The organism is Microbispora sitophila (genome assembly GCF_014892245.1).
GTDB lineage: Bacteria > Actinomycetota > Actinomycetes > Streptosporangiales > Streptosporangiaceae > Microbispora > Microbispora siamensis.
On record NZ_JADBGC010000003.1, the window covers coordinates 52413 to 70235 of the forward strand.

A 17823-nucleotide genomic window follows, 5' to 3' on the forward strand; every position below is an offset into this window, starting at 1 on the left:
CGACAGTGTCCGGAGCGGAAACGGCCGGAGGCCAGCTGTACGCCCAACTCGCCCAGTTGCTGGCCCCCGCCGACAGTCTCGTGGGCTCCTCGTCGATGGTGATCCTCGAACCCGCCGGCAAGGACGTCGGGCCCATGGCCTCCCTGACGGGCCCCGAGGCCAGGGAGGCCATGGCGGATCTCGCCAACGCGATCCCCGCCGTAGCCCCCTCCTTCCTGGACACCGGGAGCTTCTACGACGACATCTGGAACTTCGTGCTGACCAGCGCGCTGCCGACCGGGCCGGTCGACGACCCGGTGCGCGCGACCGTGGCCAGGGTCATCGCCGACAACCGGGCCGATTTCGAGCTCATGGGCCTGGCCCGGCTCGATCTGCCCGCGGATCTGTACCATCCGGTGCTGGCCGCGCCGGCCGCCTGGCTCGGCCCTGACGGCTGGAGTTCCGCATCGTTCCGGGTGGGCGGCGAGGACGCCGATCCCGTGCCTCGGGCCGCTCCGGACCTGTTCATCCCGGAGGAGATCCCGGAGCTGACCTGGCGCGAGATCGATCCGCTGGAGCCGGAGGGGAGCGGTCCGGACCCCTTCAAACAGCCGGACCTCCTCAAACAGCCGGAGACCCTCACGCGGCGAGACGTCTTCAAGCAGCCGGAGCTGGTCATCCCGGTACAGCGGCGATCGGCACTGAACGACTCGCGCCTGCTGAAGCAGCTCCTGGAAGGGATCCGGACGAGGGAGCCGGTCATGCCGTCCGAGGGGCTGGTCTGGAGGGACGTCTTCACGGTGTCCAGGGCCGTCGAGACGACCGGGAAGCAGAGCCGGACGACCTCCCGGTTCCGGCTGTCCTTCGACTACCGGGTGGTGGGACTGCGCCGGCCCTGGCTGGAGCCGCAGTTGTGCCACCTCGGCGGCTGGATCATCCCCGGCCTGCCCGCGCACGGCCTGTCCACCGGGCTGCTCACGGACAACAAGGGGCTGATGCCGGTCCTCACCACCCGGATGCTCGTGGTACGCGACCTCGTCGTCGAGGCCGAGTGGAGTGACGCCGACCGGGAGAAGGCCAGGAGCGGCGCCACGGTCGCCTTCGGTCCCTTCAAGGTGGCGGGCGAGGCGGCGTTCGACGGCACCCGCCTGACCCGCGCCGATCCGCAGGTCGTCGCCTGGCTCGCCACCGTCGTCCCCGCCTGCCCGGCTCCGTAGGGCGGGGGCGTGCCAGGTCATGAGAGCGAGCCGGAAGCGCGGGTGAACCCCGATTCCGGCTCGCTGTCACGCCGACGATCACCATCGGCGGCTCCTGCCCGTATCGCACCGCCCGGCCACGAGGAGAGGTTGGAGTAGCGTTGAGAACCGTGTCAGATCACAAAGGCATCCGGCATGTCGAGATCGGCGTCGCCGACCTGGCCCGCTCGCTCGACTTCTACCGCGACCTGCTGGATCTCACCCCTGCCGAGGGTCCGGCGGAAGGTCCGGGCGTCGCCTGGCTGCCGGCGGGATCCGTGCTGCTCAAGCTGGTCGAGACGGGCGACGGCGATCTCGGCGGCTGGGTGAACGACGACCTCCAGCGCGGCATCCGGCACATCGGCTTCAAGGTCGGCGACGTCGATCTGCGGGCCGAGCGCGTCCGCGACGCCGGGGTGCCCTTCACGCTGCCGCCGCTCGACGCGGTCGGCGGCGTGCGCATCGCGTTCTTCCAGGACCCGGACGGCACCCACCTGGAGATCACCGACAACCACCTCCGGTATCACCGGGTCGCCTCGCCGGAACTGGCCGAGCGCGAACGGCTGGCCGCCCTGAGCAGGCCGCGTACGGCGCCGCCGGTCTTCGACCACGTGGCGGTCACGTCCGCCGGCCTCGACGCCGCGCTGGCCTTCTACCGGGACACGCTCGGCTACGAGGTCATCGGCCAGATAGCGCAGGACCAGGACCCGCGAGGCTTCCTGATCACCTATCTGCTGGCCGGGGACGCGGTCCTGGAGGTGTTCACGTTCACCGCCCCCACGACCGCGAGCCCGTGGACCCCCGACCCGTGCCGGCGGGGTTTCCGGCACGTCGCCATCGCCGTCGAGGACCCGGAGGAGGCGGCCTCGCGGCTGACGGAGGCGGGCGCGAGGGTGGCCCACAACGGCGTGGTGGTGGACGCGGACGGCGTGCCCCTTGTGACCGTCTGATGTGACCGTCTGATCCCCGATGATCAGACGTGCTGCCGGGCGTCGACCGGCAGCGGGATCAGGGCCTCGACCACGGTTCCGCCGCCGGTCCGGGAGGTGATCGCACAGGTGCCGCCGAATTCGGCCGCACGCTCGCGCATGGAGGTCGTTCCGACTCCGGCACGTGCCGCCGGGGGCAGTCCGGCGCCGTCGTCGCTGATCCGGACCCGCACCGTGCCGGTCCGCGTCACCTCCACCTCCACCTCCGCCGCGCCGGCGCGGGCGTGCCTGCGGACGTTGGTGAGCGCCTCCTGGACGATGCGGTAGACGGCCGTCTCCACGGCGGACGGCAGACCGGCCAGGTCGCCCGACACCGTGACCCGGGTCGCGGGCGGCCCCTCCCCGGCGAGTGCCCGGATCGCCCCTTCCAGGCCGAGGTCGTCCAGTGCCGGGGGACGCAGGCCGTACACGAGCCTGCGGATGTCTCCCGCGACGGCGTCCATTCCCGTGCGCAGGTCGGCGAGCAGGCTGTCGGCCTTCGCCGAGTCCTGCAGCGTGATCCTGGCCATGTTGATCGTCATGGCCATGGTGCTCAGCGTCTGGCCGAGGCCGTCGTGCAGGTCGCGGCGGATCCGCCGGCGTTCCTCCTCCCGCGCGGCGAGGACGCGCTCCCGCGAGCGCCGCAGGTCGGCGGACACCCGCACCGCGTGGGCCGCGTCTGCGGCGTAGGGCGCGAGCGCGGCCAGCACGCGGTCGTGTGCGAGCGCGAACCGGCGTGGTCCGCGCGGACCGATGAGGAGGCTGCCCACCAGCTCGCCGTGCCAGACGAGCGGGATCCGCCGGGGATCGGGGCCGACGTCGCCGCACTCCAGAGGGCCGGGCAGCCCGTCGGTGACCTCCACGGCCACGCCGGTGACGCCCAGGCCGTCATGCAGGGTGGCGACCACGGATGCCAGCGCCTCGGCCGGTCCCGCCTGGCGCAGCCGGTCGACGAGCGCTTCGGCGAGGAGCCGGGGATCGCCCGCGCCGCCGTACGGCATCCTCTGTGTCCGGTGCCGGAGCGCGCGCCACACGCGGGGGAGGAGACTGCCGGACAGCCCGGCGGCCAGGACGCCCACGAGCCCGGCGGCGCCGACACCTGTCAGATCGAGACCGGTGACCGGCGACGCGGCCGTGGCGGAGACGAGCACGCCGGCAGGTGCGATCGCGGCGGCCGGCGCCGCCAGGCCGATCACGGCTGAGGCCCACATGGCCTGGGCGGGGTGGGGGACGAGCTCACGACGGGCACTCCTCGGTGGCCGGCGGACCATCCGCCGCCTACCGAGAACGATGACCGAGCGCTGTCCCGGTTCGCATGAGCCCGCGGTCCCCTTCCTGCATGGCAATTGTCCCGTCCGAATGGGACACGGGCGGCGCAGAGAGCGCGTCCTGCCTGCTCACGCGTGGAGGGCCGGCACCCCCGATCAGACGGGGCGGGGCGCCTCGTCCGGGACGGGCGGCGCGTAGCCGGCGTTCACGAGGTGGGGGAACAGATGCGCGGACAGGACGGCCCGATGGGTCGGGGTCGCCTCCGCGTGCCGTCGCCGGCCCTCCTCGGTGACGTGCACGAACACCCCGCGACGGTCCGCCTCGCACAACGCGCGGGCGACCAGCCCCTCACGTTCCAGCCGGGCGATGAGGCGTGACAGCGCGCTCTGGCTCAGGTGGACCTGGCCGGCGAGCTCCTGCACGCGGAACTTGACCGTATCCGGCTCCGTGCAGAGGGACTGGCCCTCCACGAGGCGCTCCAGCACCTCGAACTCGCTCACACCGAGCCCGTGCTTGTCGCTCAGCTCCCGCTCCAGCGCGCACGACACCTCCGCGTGCCGGGCGAGCAGTTCGCGCCAGGCCATGACCACGAAGCCGGCGTCGATGTCGTTCATGCGAGACCGCCTTTCTCGGCGCGACCATACCATGCGCACACATTAGATGCAAACGCATTAAGTGCTTGTGCATTGAATGCATGTGCATGTAAGTTTCCGTGCCATGACTTCCTCCACTCGGGACGAGCGCTGGGGGGCCCGCCTGTGGGGTGCCCTCACCGTCCTTTGCGCCGTCGTGTTCCTCGACGCCCTTGACGTGTCGATGGTCGGGGTGGCGCTCCCGTCCATCCAGGCCGATCTCGGCATGTCCACCTCCTCGCTGCAGTGGGTGGTGAGCGGCTACGTGCTGGGGTACGGCGGTCTGCTGCTGCTCGGGGGCCGGACCGCCGACCTGCTCGGCCGCCGCCGGGTGTTCCTGACCGCCTTGGCCGTCTTCGCGGTCGCCTCGCTGCTCGGCGGGCTGATGAGCGACGGGACGCTGCTGATCGCGGCCCGTTTCGTGAAGGGCGTCAGCGCCGCGTTCACCGCGCCCGCCGCGTTGTCCATCATCACCACGACCTTCGCCGAAGGTCCCGCCCGCAATCGGGCCCTGAGCATCTTCACCGCCTGCGGCGCCAGCGGGTTCTCGCTCGGACTGGTCCTGTCCGGCGTGCTCACCGAGATCGGATGGCGCTGGACGTTCCTCATGCCGGTGCCCGTCGCGATCATCGCTCTGGTGGCCGGGCTGCGGCTGCTCGAGCGGGGTGAGGAGCGCGGCGAGGGCGGCCACGACCTCCTCGGCGCCGCGACCATCACCGCGGCCATGCTGCTCCTGGTCTTCGCCGTGGTGGAGGCGCCCAAGGTGAGCGTGGTGCGCACCGTGCTGTCGCTCGCGGGGGCCGCCGCTCTGATCGGCCTGTTCGTCTGGCTTGAGCGCCGGGTGCGGCACCCGTTGGTCCGGCTCGGCATCCTGCGCTCCGCGCCGCTCGCCCGGGCCAACATCGGCTTGGTCATCCTGTTCGGCTCGTACGTCGGCTTCCAGTTCGTGGCGATGCAGTACTTCCAGAACCTGCTGGGCTGGAGCGCCTTGCAGACCGCCCTCGCGTTCCTGCCGGCGGGGCTGCTGGTCGCGATCAGTTCGACCAAGATGGGCGGCTTCGCCGACCGCTTCGGCACCGCGCGCCTGATCGTGGTGGGCTCGGTGGCGCTGCTCGCGGGGTACGCGGTGTTCCTGCGGGTGGACCTCCACCCCAGCCTGCTCACGATGGTGCTGCCGGGCATGGTCCTGCTGGGCATCGCGTTCGCGCTGTCGTTCCCCTCGCTCAACATCCAGGCGACCGCCGGGGTCGACGACGATGAGCAGGGGCTGGCCTCGGGCCTGCTGAACACCTCCGGCCAGGTCGGCGGAGCCGTGGTGCTGGCGATCGTCACCGCCGTCCTGACCTCGGGGGCGGACGGCGGCGACCCGATCGCCCGCTTCCGCGCCGCGATCGTGGTCTCGGCCGGGTTCGCCCTTGTCGGCCTGGCCGTCGCCCTCACCGGGCTCCGGTTCAGGCGACAGCCGGTCGAGGCACGGGAGGAGCCGGTGCTGGAGACGGTCTGACCCGTCCGCCGGTTCCCTGCCGTCGTCGGCAGAGGGGCGTCCCGGTCGCCGGGGCGCCCCTTTCCGCCGTCCGGCTCAGCACGGCCAGATCAGCACGGCCAGATCAGCACGGCCAGATCAGCACGGCCAGATCAGCACGGCCAGATCAAGACGCCCGGCTCAGCACGTCCGGGTGAGCATGCCCGGGTCAGCGCAGCGTGCCGGGGACCCAGAGGGCGGGCACGCCGCCCGCCTCGTCCAGAGAGATCGGCCGGGCCGCCCCGGTGCGCACGTCGACCGCGTGGACCGAGTATTCCTCCTCCTCCTCCTCGTCATCGTCGCGGATCCGCTCCGCCTCCACGATCACCTCGTGCTCGCTCGCCCAGCCGCGTACGGCGATGACGTGCGCGTCCTCGGGGAGGGCCGCCTCGCGCCGGGTGAGCACCCGGCCGCTGGCGGAGTCGAGCGTGACCAGCAGGCCGTGGTCGTCCTCGGCCGGGTGGGCGCGCTCGGCCGCCACGGCGATGGCGCGTCCGTCCGGGGAGACCGCGGCGCCGGCCCGGAACAGCGCCGAGTCGATGGGCGTACGGCTCAGCGTGCGCCCGTCCGGCCGCACCCGCAGCAGAACGGTCGTCGTGAGCCGGCCGGGAGCCGCGTCGCTGTCCCACGTGGCCGTGCCCGTCACCGTGCCGTCGTCCGAGACGGCCAGCACCCGCATCCGCCGGGGCAGCGTCCTGACCCGATAGTTGGCGAGGTTCTGCACCCGTGGATGGAGCGCTTCGGCGGCCGGGCCGAAGTCGGCGGCCATCCACCGTCCGCTGGGCGAGATGACGAGGTGGGTGTCCTCCGGTGACACCGCCTCGGCGAGCGGGACCATGTCGGTCCTCCTCGTCGTGGTGTCGAGCCGATCGATGAGGACGAAGTCGGACGACGCCGCGCTGAAGTAGACCAGGCGGTTGCCGTCCCTGCTGATCGCGAGGAGAGGCTGCCATCCGTCGCTGAGGGCGGGGGACACGTCCGCCACGCGCCACTGCTCGCCCGTGGTCGCCACCACGCGCCACTGGGCGCAGCCGTTGTCCGCGAACTCGTCGGCGAACACGTCATAGTCGTCGGCCGTGCAGAACCCCCGGTAGGCGAAGCGTACGGGGGCGGGCAGGGCGGGCGGGAGCCTGGGAGCCGCGGCGCTCTCGTCCAGCACGCCGGGGGAGGCGCCGTCCGCGCTCCGCCCGGCGCGCCCGAGCAGGCCCGCCGCGCCGAACGCGAGGGGAACGACCACCAGGGCGGCGAGCGTGACGCTCATAGTGGTGACCAGGGCGCGACGTCGTGTGCCGTGCCGCCGGCCGACCCGCGCGGCCTCGGCGGCGAGCGGGACGGGGTCGAGCGCGGGCATCCCCGCGGACAGGACGGCCAGCTCCCTGCGCAGGGCCGCCTCCCACGGACCCTCGCCGCGATCGTCCGGACCTGTGCCGCCTTGGGGAAAAGCGGGGGGAGAAGCGGGCGGAGAGGTGAGAGCGGCGGGCGGGGCGAACGGCGCCGCGGGAGGCGTGATCTCCGCGGGTCTGGCCCCAGGAAGCGCGGCCTCAGGAAGCGCGGTCTCGGGGAGCGCGGTCTCCGGGTGCGCGGCGTGGGACACCGGGCCGGCGGCGTGGCCCGTCTGCCACGGTGACGCCCAGGAGGTCATCGAGGGGTCGGAGGCCTGGGACGGCGACGCCCAGGAGGTCGCCGAGGGGCCGGAGGCCTGGGACGGCGACGCCCAGGAGGTCGCCGAGGGGCCGGACGCCGCGCCGCGTGTGCCGCCACCCCTCTCCCCGTCCTCGTGGTCCGGCGCCGCACGGCGCCGGACCGTCTCCGGCGGCATCCCCTCCGGTGCGGACGCCTCCGAGGCCGGGGAACTCTTGACGGATTCCGAGGGCGTCTCGTCCGGGGCCGTCCCCTCCGCTGGCTCCGGCGGCGTCCCCGCCACGAACGAGGCGGGAAGGCGGTTGCGCAGTTCGGCGACGGCGAGCACGGTCTCGGTGTTGGCCGTCCGCGCGTCCATGCGGCACAGACCGGCCGCCTGCCAGGTGGTGTGCCCGTCGTGGAAACAGGCCACGACCAGGGCGCGGCGCCGCGGCGTCAGCCCGGTCAGCGCCTCCGCGAGGGCCGCCGCGTCCGTGCCGGGAGTGAGGTGGCCGTCCCCGCGTGCGGCTCCGCGGGCGCGCGGGCGCTTCAGATAGGCCGCGTACAGCGCCTCACGGGCGGCGTGGGCGGGAAACGACCAGCGTACGGTGCGCCACTTGGCCGCCGTGGCCGTGAGCGCGGTCACCACGAGCGCGCGGGCGGCCCGCGGGTCGCCCGTCAGCGCCAGGGCCGTACGGGCGAGCGGCTGGGCCTGGTCGGCGGCGAAGGCGTCGAAGCCCGGCAGATCTCTCACCGCGGCTCCTCGTCCGTACGGCGACGAGGCTTGTGTCGTGTCTGGTTCACATCGCACTCCCGGCCCGGCGGTCTCTCCCGCCTCTGCAGCCGCTCAAGCGTAGTGCGAGATGTGCACATATGACGTTATTCCGGATCAACTGACACACTGGGCGGCATGGTCAGGAGGATCGAGGGCCCCACCCGCATCCCGGTGCCGGGCGGCAAGGTCATTGACGAATACGTGGGCCGTGTCAACAGCGGCGACGAGCAGGTCTCCATCGCGCACATGGTGGCCCCGCCCGGCTGGGAGGAGCCCGCGCAGACCCCGGACTTCGCCGAGTACACGCTCGTGCTCAAGGGGTCGGTCGTCGTGGAGCACGCCGGCGGCACGACCGTGGTCGAGGCGGGCCAGGCGTTCGTCAGCGAGCCCGGTGAGAAGATCCGCTACAGCTCCGGGCCGTCGGGCGCGGAGTACGTGGCCGTCTGCCTGCCCGCGTTCTCCCCGGAGACCGCCAACCGCGAGGAGTAGGGCGGCCAGGCTTAGGATTGCCGGAAGAACGACGGCGGTCGAGGAGGGTGCATGACCAGGCTGCCCACGCTGGAGGAGATTCGCAGGGCGCCCAAGGTGCTGCTGCACGACCATCTCGACGGCGGGCTGCGGACCGGCACGATCGTCGACCTCGCCCGCGAATGCGGCCACACGCTGCCGACGTACGACCCGGATGAGCTGGCGATCTGGTTCAGGGAGGCCGCGGACTCCGGTTCGCTGGAGCGTTACCTGGAGACGTTCTCCCACACCGTCGGGGTGATGCAGACCCGCGAGGCGCTGGTCAGGGTGGCCGCGGAGTGCGCCGAGGACCTGGCGGACGACGGCGTGATGTACGCCGAGGTCCGGTACGCCCCGGAGCAGCACACCTCCCGGGGACTGTCGCTCGACGAGGTCGTGGAGGCCGTGCTCGAAGGCTTCCGGCTCGGCTCGGCCGGGCCGGACGGCAGGCCGCGGATCCGGGTCGGCACCCTGCTGACGGCCATGCGCCACCAGGCCCGCTCGATGGAGATCGCCGAGCTCGCCGTACGCTACCGGGACCTCGGCGTGGTCGGGTTCGACATCGCCGGAGCCGAGGCCGGCTACCCGCCCACCCGGCACCTGGACGCGTTCGAGTACCTCCAGCGGGAGAACGCCCACTTCACGATCCACGCGGGGGAGGGCTTCGGGCTGCCGTCGATCTGGCAGGCCATCCAGTGGTGCGGCGCCGACCGGCTCGGCCACGGGGTGCGGATCATCGACGACATCACGGTGTCGGACGGCGGCGAGGCCAAGCTCGGCAGGCTGGCGGCGTACGTCCGCGACAAGCGGATCCCGCTGGAGATGTGCCCGACCTCGAACCTGCAGACCGGGGCCGCCCCGTCGATCGCCGAGCATCCGATCGGCCTGCTGCGCCGCCTGTACTTCCGGGTGACGGTCAACACCGACAACCGGCTGATGAGCGGGACGAGCGTGTCGCAGGAGTTCGCGAAGCTGGTGGACGCCTTCGGCTACGACTGGGACGACCTGCAGTGGTTCACGGTCAACGCGATGAAGTCGGCCTTCATCCCGTTCGACGAACGGCTCGCGCTGATCAACGGTGTGATCAAACCCGGCTACGCGCAGATGAAGTGGCGCGCATGAAGCCGCAGGTCTTCCGGTCGAAGGCGGCCTGGCTCTTCGGCTGGCTCTGGATGCTGTTCGCCGCCTGGAACGTGTGGGACCTGACGGCCCACGGTCACATGCCCAGCGCGCTGATCGCGGGTGCGGTGCTCGGCGTCATCACGGCGCTGGTCTTCGTGATGGCGCTGCGGCCCGCCGTCGTCGTCGAGGAGGGCGGCGTCCGCGTGCGCAACGTGCTGAGGAACGCCTACGTCCCCTGGAGCGGCGTGGACGACGTGTCCGTGACCAACGCCATCGTGATCGAGTCCGGCGACACCACCGTGCGCTGCTGGACGCCGCAGGCGACGGCCCGGGAGCGGGTCAGGGCCGCCGGGCGGGCCGCCAAGGCGGCCAAGTCTGCGAACAAGGCCGAGCGGGCGGCGGCCGAGGCCGTCGGCGCCCGTACTCATGCCGACTGGGTGGCCGACCAGCTCACCGAGATGAGCCGGTCGCGCCGGGAGAACTCCGCCGGCGAGACCAGCGTCACCTGGTCGCCGTCCGCCCTGGCGGCCGTCGCCGCCGCGGTCGCCCTGGTCGTGGCCGCCTTCGTCGCCTCCTGATCAGGTAGAGCGACCGGGAGCAGGCGCCGTGCGCGATGCCGCGCGACGCCGGGGCGGTAATCGCATGCCGAAGGGGTCCGAGTGCGTCTGGCGCGAGTGATCGTCGTCGTTGTGCTCGCCGCGCTCGCGAGCGTCTACGTGGTCGCGGGTGCGCCGATCGCGCTGGCGGTGTTCGGCGTGCAGGTCCTCTACCTGCTGAAGCTCAGGAAGTGGTGGCTGCTCGCCGCGCAGGCCGTCCTCGTCTACACGGCGAGCGTCGCCGGGGGCGTCTCCACCGGGATCCTGGGCTTCCTGGCCGGTTCGCTGCTGCTGACCAAGGCGCGCGTGCTCGCGCCGCTCGTGGTGGTGAGCGCGGCTTTGATCGACGCCGCCCGCGGCGGGGCGACGGCCGACGCGACGATCACCGTGGTGCTGGTCTCGCTGGTCGTCTTCGGCCTCACCCGGCTGGTGGAGCGCGCGGGCGAGATGCACGCCGCCCGGCTCTCGCTGGCCGCGGCGGCCGTGGCCGCCGAGCGACTGCGCCTGGCGGCGGAGCTGAACGACGGCCTCGGGCGGAGCCTGGAGGTGATCGTCGAGGGCGGCCGCCGCGCGCTCGCGGAGCCGGACGGCGCGGCCGAGGTGCTGGCCTCGGTGACCGCCACCGCGCGTGCGGCGCTGACCGACGCCCGCGCCGCCTCCGCGAACTACCGCGCCACCTCCCTCGCGCCGGAGCTGGTCACGGCGCGGGCGATGCTCGACGCCGCGGGGATCGCCGTCGAGGTGCGCGGCGGCCACACCGAGCCGCTCGGCCCCGGCGGGGCGCTGCTGGCGAGCGTGCTGCGCGAGGCCGTCACCGACGTCGTACGGCGGGGCACGGCACGGCTGTGCGTCATCGAGACGAGCGAGCAGGGAGACGAGCGGGGAAACACCGAGACGAGCGAGCAGCGAGACAAGCGGGGAAGCACGGTGCGGCTGCGGGTCGTCGACGACGGCCACCGCACCGCAGAGGCCCCGGACTTCGACGGCCTCCGGCTGGAGGAGGCGGGCGGCACCCTCACCACCGGTCTGTCGCCCACCGGGCGCTTCGTCGTGGAGGCGACACTTCCCCGCGGCACTTCCACCGAGGCGGTGCCCGGCGAGACGGTCACCGGCGACGCCCGCGCTCCGGAACCCCCGGGGGACCGTAGGCGGCGACGGCCCCTGCCGAAGCTCGCCCACGAGGCGTCGTACGCGGTGTCGGTCACGGTGCTCGCGGCCGTCCTCGTGGGCTTCAGCGTCAAGGCGCTGCTCCAGCTCCCCGGCGCCCTCGTGATCCCGGCCGCGGCGTGCCTCACCGTGATCGTCGTCATGCAGCTCCGCTCCGTCAACGGGCGTCACATGGCGGCGCTCACGGTGATGGCGGTGCTCACGTACGCGCCCATCCCGGTCTTCGGGCCCGTCTGGCTCGGAGTGGCGGGCTTCCTCGCCGGGCCGGTCCTGCTCGCGTTCCCGTGGCGGGCCGCGTGGCCGATGGTGGTGGCGATCCTGGCGAGCGTCGCCGGGGCCGGGATGCTGTTCGGCCTGCCCGTCCCCGTTCTCGCGAACAGCACGATCAGCGCGCTCGTCACCGGGCTGGTGGTCTACGCCCTGCTCCGCCTGGCCCAGATCGTGAAGGAGCTCCAGGCCGCGAGGGAGAGCCTGGCCCGCTCCGCGATCGTCGAGGAGCGCCTGCGCGCCGCCCGCGACCTGCACGACCTGCTCGGGCACTCCCTGGCCGCGATTCTTCTCACCTGCGAGCTGGCCCGCCGTCTGAAATGCCCGCGGGAGCGGATCGAGGAGATCGTCGCCATGGCGGAGAGCGCGCGGGCGGACCTGCGTTCGGTGTCGGGCGAGCAGCGGGAGCTGTCCCTGGCGGCCGAGGTGGAGTCGGCGCGCACGGTGCTGTCGGCCGCCGGGATCCGGGTGACCGTGGAGCCGGTCGAGCTGAACCTGCCCGCCGAGGTCGAGACCGTGCTGGGCACCGTGCTCAGGGAGGCCGTGACGAACGTGCTCAGGCACAGCGAGGCCCGCAACTGCTCGATCACGATGCGCGCCGACGAGACCGGGCTGCGGCTGCGGGTGCGCAACGACGGGGTGAGTGCGGGGAAGACGCGGCGGGGGTCGTCCGGCATCGGCAACCTGACCACCCGGCTCGCCGCCCTGGACGGCCGGCTGACCTCGCACGTCGACGGCGACCGGTTCACACTGGACGCCTGCGTGCCGCACCCCGCGCCGGTGCCCGCGCGTTAGATCCAGCCGGCCCTAGATCCATCCGGCCTCTGTCGCGATGCGCACGGCGTCGGTCCGGTTGCGGGCGTTGAGCTTGGTGACGATCACGGTGAGGTAGTTGCGCACGGTGCCCGCGGCCAAGTGGAGCCGCACGGCGATGTCCGTGGCGTCCGCGCCGGAGGCGGCCAGGCGGAGCACGTCGGCCTCGCGCGGGGTGAGCGGGTTGTCCGCCAGGTCCCACGCGGTGACCGCGAGCGAGGGGTCGAGCACACGCTCGCCGGCCGCGACCTTGCGGATGGCGGCCACCAGTTCGTCCGGCGGCGCCGTCTTGAGCACGAATCCGGCGACACCTGAGCCGAGGGCGCGGCGCAGGTGTCCCGGCTTGCCGTACGCCGTCAGCATGAGAGCGCGGCAGGAGGGCAGGCGCGTGCGGAGCTCGGCCGCGGCGGCCAGGCCGTCCAGCCTGCCGGGCATGTCGATGTCGAGGACGGCGACGTCGGGGCGGTGCACCAGCGCGGCGGCCAGGGCGGCCTCTCCGGACTCCACGGTCGCGACGACTTCCAGGTCCTCCTCCAGCCCGAGCAGGGCGGCGAGTGCGCTCCTGATGACGTGCTGGTCCTCGGCAAGGAGTACGCGAATCACGCGCATATGTCTACCAGTGTCCGGATCGTGAGGACGTCATGGGCAGGAGGTGAGGCCGTCTCTGGGACGCATGATCGCTGATCGGCAGGCTTGAGCACATGACAGAGGTGCTTCGCCTTGACGCGGTGAGCAAGGTGTACGGAAAGGGACAGGGCGCGGTGGCCGCCCTGCGTGAGGTCTCGGTGAACATCCCCGGCGGGAGCTTCACCGCCGTGATGGGACCGTCGGGTTCGGGCAAGAGCACGTTCCTGCACTGCGCGGCGGGGCTCGACACGCCATCCTCCGGCTCGGTGCGGCTGGGCGGCACGGAGCTGTCCGGCATGGACGAGACCCGGTTGACGGAACTGCGCAGGCAGCGGATCGGCTTCGTGTTCCAGGCGTTCAATCTGGTCTCGTCCCTGACCGTGCTGGAGAACATCACGCTGCCGATGCGGCTGGCCGGAGCGCGGGTCGACCGGGCGTGGCTTGAGGAGATCGTCGGGCGGGTGGGGCTGGCGGGCCGCACCGGGCACCGCCCCGCCCAGCTGTCCGGCGGGCAGCAGCAGCGGGTGGCCATCGCCAGGGCGCTGGTGACCCGGCCGCAGGTGGTCTTCGGCGACGAGCCGACCGGCGCGCTCGACACGGTGACCGCCCGTGACGTGCTCCGGCTGCTGCGGGAGGTGGTGGACGGCCTCGGCCAGACCGTGGTGATGGTCACCCACGACCCGGTGGCGGCCTCCTACGCCGACACCGTCCTGTTCCTCGCCGACGGCCGGATCGTGGACGCGATGGCCGCGCCGAGCTCGGAGAAGGTCGCCGAGCGCATGACCAGGCTGGGGGCGTACGCGGCATGATCACCGGACTCGCGCTGAAGACCCTGCGGCACCGCAGGGCGGCGTTCGCGGGGGCGTTCGTGGCGCTGGTGTGCGCCGCCGCGCTGGTCTGCGCGTGCCTGATGCTGCTGGAGACCGGCCTGCGGGGCGGGGTCGCGCCGGAGCGCTACGCGGGGGCGCCGCTGATCGTCGCCGGCGATCAGAACGTCCACGAGACCGTGACCAAGTCCTCCGGCAAGGTCAAGACGAAGGCCAAGCCGCTGTCCGAGCGGGTCTGGATTCCCGAGGCGACCGCCGCGAGGCTGCGCGGCCTGCCCGGCGTCTCGAAGGTGCTCACCGAGGTGACGTTCCCCGTGAACGGACACGCTCTCGGGCACGGGTGGGAGTCGGCGGGGCTCACGCCGTTCACCATCGCCCAGGGACGCCCGCCGCGTGCGAACGGCGAGGTGGTCGTGGACGCCCGCGCCGGCCTGTCCGTGGGCTCGGCCCTGCGCGTGCGGGGCGAGGCGTACCGGGTCGTGGGGGTCACCGCGCAGGCTCTGCCGAGCCAGGACACGGTGTTCTTCTCGACCTCCGAAGCTCGCCGGCTGGCCGGACGTCCCGGGCTGGTGACCGCGATCGGCGTGTTCCCCGGGGTCGATGTGGGGTCGGTGCTTGGCGGTCGTCTCGTGGCCTACACCGGGGACGAGCGCGGCACCGTGGAGTTCCTCGACGCGGAGCAGGCGCGGGTGCGGCTGATCAGCCTGGGCGGCGCGCTGGGCGGCACGTCCCTGCTGGTGGCGATCCTCGTCGTGACCGGCACCTCCGCCCTCGCGGTCCAGCAGCGACGGCGCGAGATCGCCCTCCTGCGCGCGGTCGCCGCCACGCCCGGCCAGGTGCGCACGCTGCTGGGCGGCGAGGCGCTGCTGGTCGGCCTGGCGGCCGGCGTCATCGGATCGGCGGCCGGTGTCGGCCTCGGGTTCTGGCTGCGCGGCCGGTTCGTCGACCTGGGCGCCATGCCGGAGAACCTGCGCCTGGTGGTCAGCCCGTTCCCGGCGGCGGCCGCCCTGCTGGCCGCCGTGGCCGCGGCCTGGGCCGCGACCCGTCTCTCGGTCCGCCGCACCGCCAGGATCCGTCCCGTCGAGGCGCTGGGCGAGGCCGCGATGGGCGGGGGCCGCCTGCCCCTCGGCCGGTCGATCGCGGGCGTCGTCTGTGTCGCCGGCGGGATCGTGCTGACGCTGGTGCTGTCGGGACTCGAGACCGAGGCGGCGTCGAGCCCCGTGACGATGCTGACCGCGCTCGTCTGGACGGTGGCCGTCACCCTGCTCGGGCCGGTGCTCGCCCGCGCCGCGACCGCCCTGCTCGGCATCGCGCTGGGCACGTCCCGCGCCGGATACCTCGCGGCGCGCAACCTGCGGACGGGCCCGGGACGGATGGCCTCCGTGATGGCGCCGCTGACCCTCCTGGTCGCCATGACCTGCACCATCCTGTTCACCCAGACCACGATGGGGCACGCGTCGGCCGCGCAGGCCGCCGCCGGCACCCACGCCGACTACATGGTGAGCGGCGCGACGGCGGACGCGGTGCGCCGCGTGCCGGGCGTGAAGGCCGTGACCTCGGTGGTGCGCACCTCCGTGCGGATCGGGCTGGACAAGTACGGCGCGCAGGGCGTCGAGGGCGGCGAGCGGCCGATCGGGCAGGCCGTGGACCTCGGGGTCGTGTCCGGCTCGCTCGGCGGATTCGGCGCCGGGTCGGCCGCGTTGAGCGAGTCGGCGGCCTCCAGGCTCGGCCTGTCGGCCGGTGACGCGGTCAGACTCACCCTGGGCGACGGGACCCCGGCGGAGCTGAAGGTCGTGGCGATCTACTCGCGCGGTCTCGGGTTCGGTGATCTGACCCTGCCGTACGCGCTGGTGGCCGGCCATGTCGACGACCCCTCGGGCACCCTGCTCGTCGAGGCCCCCTCGGTCTCCCGTGCGGCCCTGGCCGCCGTGGCGCCGGTGGTGTCGCCGACGGGAGGGGCCGCGGCGGAGACCCCGAACGCCGAGGTCAACTACGTGGCCATGGGCCTGATCATCGCGTTCGGCGCGATCGCCGTGGTCAACACGCTGGCCATGTCCACCACGGACCGCTCGCGAGAGCTGGCCCTGCTCCGCCTGGTCGGGGCGACGCGGCGGCAGGTGCTGCGCATGCTCCGCCTGGAGACCCTGACCGCGCTGGTCGTCTCCGTGCTCGCCGGGACCGCCATCGCGCTGATCACGCTGTCGGCCTTCAGCAGGGGGATGACCGGGTCGGCCCTGCCGTACGTGCCCCCGACCGGCTACGCGCTGGTGATCGCCGCCGTGGCCGCGCTCGCCCTGGTCGCCACGGGCCTCCCCGGGCGTCTCGCGCTGCGCACCCGACCGGCCGAGACCATCGGCGCCCGCGAGTAGCCGGGCACCCGCTCTTTCCCGGACAACCTCGAAGGCTTCCCCGAACACCTATGAAGGCTGGAATCATGAACCGCATCGCCTCGGCAGCCGCCGTGATCTCCCTGTCCACCGCCCTGGTCGCGGCCCCGTCCACCGCCCGGGCCGCCCCGGCCTGGACCTCCTGCGGCACCGGCGCCGAGCTCGACCCCCGCCAGGAGTGCGCGACGCTCCAGGTCCCCCTCACGTACGGCAGGCCGGGCGGCGGCACGATCTCCCTGGCCGTCTCCAGGATCCGTACGGCGCGGCCGGGACTGCGCAGGGGCGTGTTGCTGCTCATCCCCGGAGGACCGGGCAGCCCGGGCCTGAGCAGGCCGAGCACGATGGTGAAGCGCCTGCCGAGCGCCGTGCTCGACCGTTACGACCTGATCGGCTTCGACCCGCGGGGCGTCGGCCTGAGCTCGCCCGTCTCCTGCGGGCTCGCCCACGAGGACCTGGCGCCCTCCCGGCTCAAGCCCTACCCCTCGGCCGGCGGTGACATCAGTGCGAACGTCGCGTACGCCCGCAGGTTCAGCGAGGCCTGCGCCCGCAACGGCGGCCCCCTGCTGCGCACCATCAGCACGCGCAACGAGGCCAGGGACGTCGACGCCATCCGCCGGGCCCTCGGGGAGGAGCGCCTGTCCTACTGGGGCGTCTCCTACGGAACGTACGCCGGGGCCGTCTACGCCACGATGTTCCCCGGCCGGACCGACAGGGTGATCCTGGACAGCAACGACGATCCCGACCCGCACAAGGTCGCCCGCGCCTGGCTGGCCAACTACTCGATGGGCGTCGAGGACCGCTTCCCCGACTTCGCCGCCTGGGCGGCCGAGCGTGACGACGAGTACGGCCTGGGAGCGGACGGCGCGGCGGTCCGCCGCACCTTCCTGGACCTCGCCGAGCGCCTGGACCGCGCCCCGATCCCGTGGCCTGGGGCCAACCCGCCGCGGCTCGACGGCGCGGTCCTGCGGGAGACCATGCTGAACGCGCTGTATTCCGACACCGGCTTCCCCGCCCTGGCCGGGCTCATGCGGGCGGGCCTCGGCTCGGCTCCCCTCCCCGAGCCCTCCACCGCGCCGGACGCGGCGCTGCAGAACGCCGCGGCCTCGGTGGCCGCGACGATCTGCAACGACGTCGAGTGGCCGGGCTCGGCCGACCTGCACCGACGGCTGGTGACCCGCGACCGGGCGGCCCACCCGCTCACCGGCGGCATGCCGGTGAACATCGGTCCCTGCGCCTACTGGCCCTACCGGCCGGCGGAGGCGCCGATGCGGGTCACGTCGCAGGGACCGTCCAACGTGCTGCTCGTGCAGAACCTGCGCGACCCGGCGACGCCGTACAGTGGCGCCCTGCGCATGCGCGAGGCCCTCGGGAGCCGGGCGCGCATGGTCGCCGTCGACTCCGGCGGGCACGGGTCCTACCTGGTCAACGGCAACGCCTGTGGTGACGACGCGGTCACCACGTTCCTGGTCAGCGGTGAGCGGCCGGCCCGGGACACGATCTGCCGGTAGGC

Annotated in this window: 14 protein-coding genes; 10 read left to right on the top strand and 4 right to left on the bottom strand. The window is 73.2% G+C overall.

Annotated features, from left to right (window positions below; genetic code table 11):
• Positions 1 to 5 precede the first annotated feature (5 nt).
• Together IL992_RS06215 and IL992_RS06220 are read left to right on the top strand one after the other, a co-directional pair.
• The gene (locus IL992_RS06215) at positions 6 to 1196 is read left to right on the top strand and encodes a hypothetical protein (protein ID WP_193202355.1); all 1191 of its coding nucleotides are present in this window, start codon (positions 6 to 8) and stop codon (positions 1194 to 1196) included.
• A gap of 149 nt (positions 1197 to 1345) precedes the next feature.
• On the top strand, positions 1346 to 2164 hold the full coding sequence (locus tag IL992_RS06220) for a VOC family protein (RefSeq protein ID WP_193202356.1): 819 nt from the start codon (positions 1346 to 1348) through the stop codon (positions 2162 to 2164).
• Between the two features lie 23 nt (positions 2165 to 2187).
• On the opposite strand, the gene IL992_RS06225 is transcribed toward IL992_RS06220, so the two are convergent.
• Together IL992_RS06225 and IL992_RS06230 are read right to left on the bottom strand one after the other, a co-directional pair.
• Entirely contained in the window at positions 2188 to 3453 is a 1266-nt protein-coding gene (locus IL992_RS06225; protein ID WP_193202357.1) for a sensor histidine kinase, read from the bottom strand.
• Positions 3454 to 3606: 153 nt separating this feature from the next.
• Positions 3607 to 4065, bottom strand: a complete 459-nt coding sequence (locus IL992_RS06230) for a MarR family winged helix-turn-helix transcriptional regulator (RefSeq protein ID WP_193202358.1) — start codon at positions 4063 to 4065, stop codon at positions 3607 to 3609.
• A 103-nt stretch (positions 4066 to 4168) separates the two neighbouring features.
• Between IL992_RS06230 and IL992_RS06235 the strand changes: the two genes are divergently transcribed.
• The gene (locus IL992_RS06235) at positions 4169 to 5587 is read left to right on the top strand and encodes an MFS transporter (RefSeq protein WP_226872454.1); all 1419 of its coding nucleotides are present in this window, start codon (positions 4169 to 4171) and stop codon (positions 5585 to 5587) included.
• 187 nt (positions 5588 to 5774) lie between these two features.
• On the opposite strand, the gene IL992_RS06240 is transcribed toward IL992_RS06235, so the two are convergent.
• Entirely contained in the window at positions 5775 to 7979 is a 2205-nt protein-coding gene (locus IL992_RS06240; protein ID WP_193202360.1) for a hypothetical protein, read from the bottom strand.
• Between the two features lie 156 nt (positions 7980 to 8135).
• Here IL992_RS06240 and IL992_RS06245 point away from each other — a divergent pair, with 156 nt between their 5' ends.
• The 4 genes from IL992_RS06245 (at position 8136) to IL992_RS06260 (ending at position 12454) form a co-directional block, all read left to right on the top strand.
• On the top strand, positions 8136 to 8489 hold the full coding sequence (locus IL992_RS06245; protein WP_193202361.1) for a cupin domain-containing protein: 354 nt from the start codon (positions 8136 to 8138) through the stop codon (positions 8487 to 8489).
• 51 nt (positions 8490 to 8540) lie between these two features.
• Positions 8541 to 9629: an adenosine deaminase gene (locus tag IL992_RS06250; RefSeq protein WP_193202362.1), complete on the top strand. Its 1089-nt coding sequence runs from the start codon at positions 8541 to 8543 to the stop codon at positions 9627 to 9629.
• The gene (locus IL992_RS06255; RefSeq protein ID WP_193202363.1) at positions 9626 to 10207 is read left to right on the top strand and encodes a PH domain-containing protein; all 582 of its coding nucleotides are present in this window, start codon (positions 9626 to 9628) and stop codon (positions 10205 to 10207) included. The genes IL992_RS06250 and IL992_RS06255 overlap by 4 nt, the downstream gene beginning before the upstream one ends.
• Positions 10208 to 10288: 81 nt before the next feature.
• On the top strand, positions 10289 to 12454 hold the full coding sequence (locus IL992_RS06260) for a sensor histidine kinase (protein ID WP_319018378.1): 2166 nt from the start codon (positions 10289 to 10291) through the stop codon (positions 12452 to 12454).
• Between the two features lie 12 nt (positions 12455 to 12466).
• On the opposite strand, the gene IL992_RS06265 is transcribed toward IL992_RS06260, so the two are convergent.
• Positions 12467 to 13075, bottom strand: coding sequence for a response regulator transcription factor (locus IL992_RS06265; RefSeq protein ID WP_319018379.1), 609 nt, complete (start codon positions 13073 to 13075; stop codon positions 12467 to 12469).
• A gap of 98 nt (positions 13076 to 13173) precedes the next feature.
• Between IL992_RS06265 and IL992_RS06270 the strand changes: the two genes are divergently transcribed.
• The 3 genes from IL992_RS06270 (at position 13174) to IL992_RS06280 (ending at position 17821) form a co-directional block, all read left to right on the top strand.
• Positions 13174 to 13908, top strand: a complete 735-nt coding sequence (locus tag IL992_RS06270; RefSeq protein WP_193202365.1) for an ABC transporter ATP-binding protein — start codon at positions 13174 to 13176, stop codon at positions 13906 to 13908.
• Positions 13905 to 16295, top strand: coding sequence for an ABC transporter permease (locus IL992_RS06275; RefSeq protein ID WP_193202366.1), 2391 nt, complete (start codon positions 13905 to 13907; stop codon positions 16293 to 16295). The genes IL992_RS06270 and IL992_RS06275 overlap by 4 nt, the downstream gene beginning before the upstream one ends.
• A gap of 65 nt (positions 16296 to 16360) precedes the next feature.
• The gene (locus tag IL992_RS06280) at positions 16361 to 17821 is read left to right on the top strand and encodes an alpha/beta hydrolase (RefSeq protein WP_193202367.1); all 1461 of its coding nucleotides are present in this window, start codon (positions 16361 to 16363) and stop codon (positions 17819 to 17821) included.
• Positions 17822 to 17823: the final 2 nt, after the last annotated feature.

Coding starts and splice junctions, on each gene's coding strand:
- IL992_RS06225 (WP_193202357.1), bottom strand. CDS start 3,453: ATGGTCCGCCGGCCACCGAGGAGTGCCCGTCGTGAGCTCGTCCCCCAC.
- IL992_RS06230 (WP_193202358.1), bottom strand. CDS start 4,065: ATGAACGACATCGACGCCGGCTTCGTGGTCATGGCCTGGCGCGAACTG.
- IL992_RS06235 (WP_226872454.1), top strand. CDS start 4,169: ATGACTTCCTCCACTCGGGACGAGCGCTGGGGGGCCCGCCTGTGGGGT.
- IL992_RS06245 (WP_193202361.1), top strand. CDS start 8,136: ATGGTCAGGAGGATCGAGGGCCCCACCCGCATCCCGGTGCCGGGCGGC.
- IL992_RS06250 (WP_193202362.1), top strand. CDS start 8,541: ATGACCAGGCTGCCCACGCTGGAGGAGATTCGCAGGGCGCCCAAGGTG.
- IL992_RS06255 (WP_193202363.1), top strand. CDS start 9,626: ATGAAGCCGCAGGTCTTCCGGTCGAAGGCGGCCTGGCTCTTCGGCTGG.
- IL992_RS06270 (WP_193202365.1), top strand. CDS start 13,174: ATGACAGAGGTGCTTCGCCTTGACGCGGTGAGCAAGGTGTACGGAAAG.
- IL992_RS06275 (WP_193202366.1), top strand. CDS start 13,905: ATGATCACCGGACTCGCGCTGAAGACCCTGCGGCACCGCAGGGCGGCG.
- IL992_RS06280 (WP_193202367.1), top strand. CDS start 16,361: ATGAACCGCATCGCCTCGGCAGCCGCCGTGATCTCCCTGTCCACCGCC.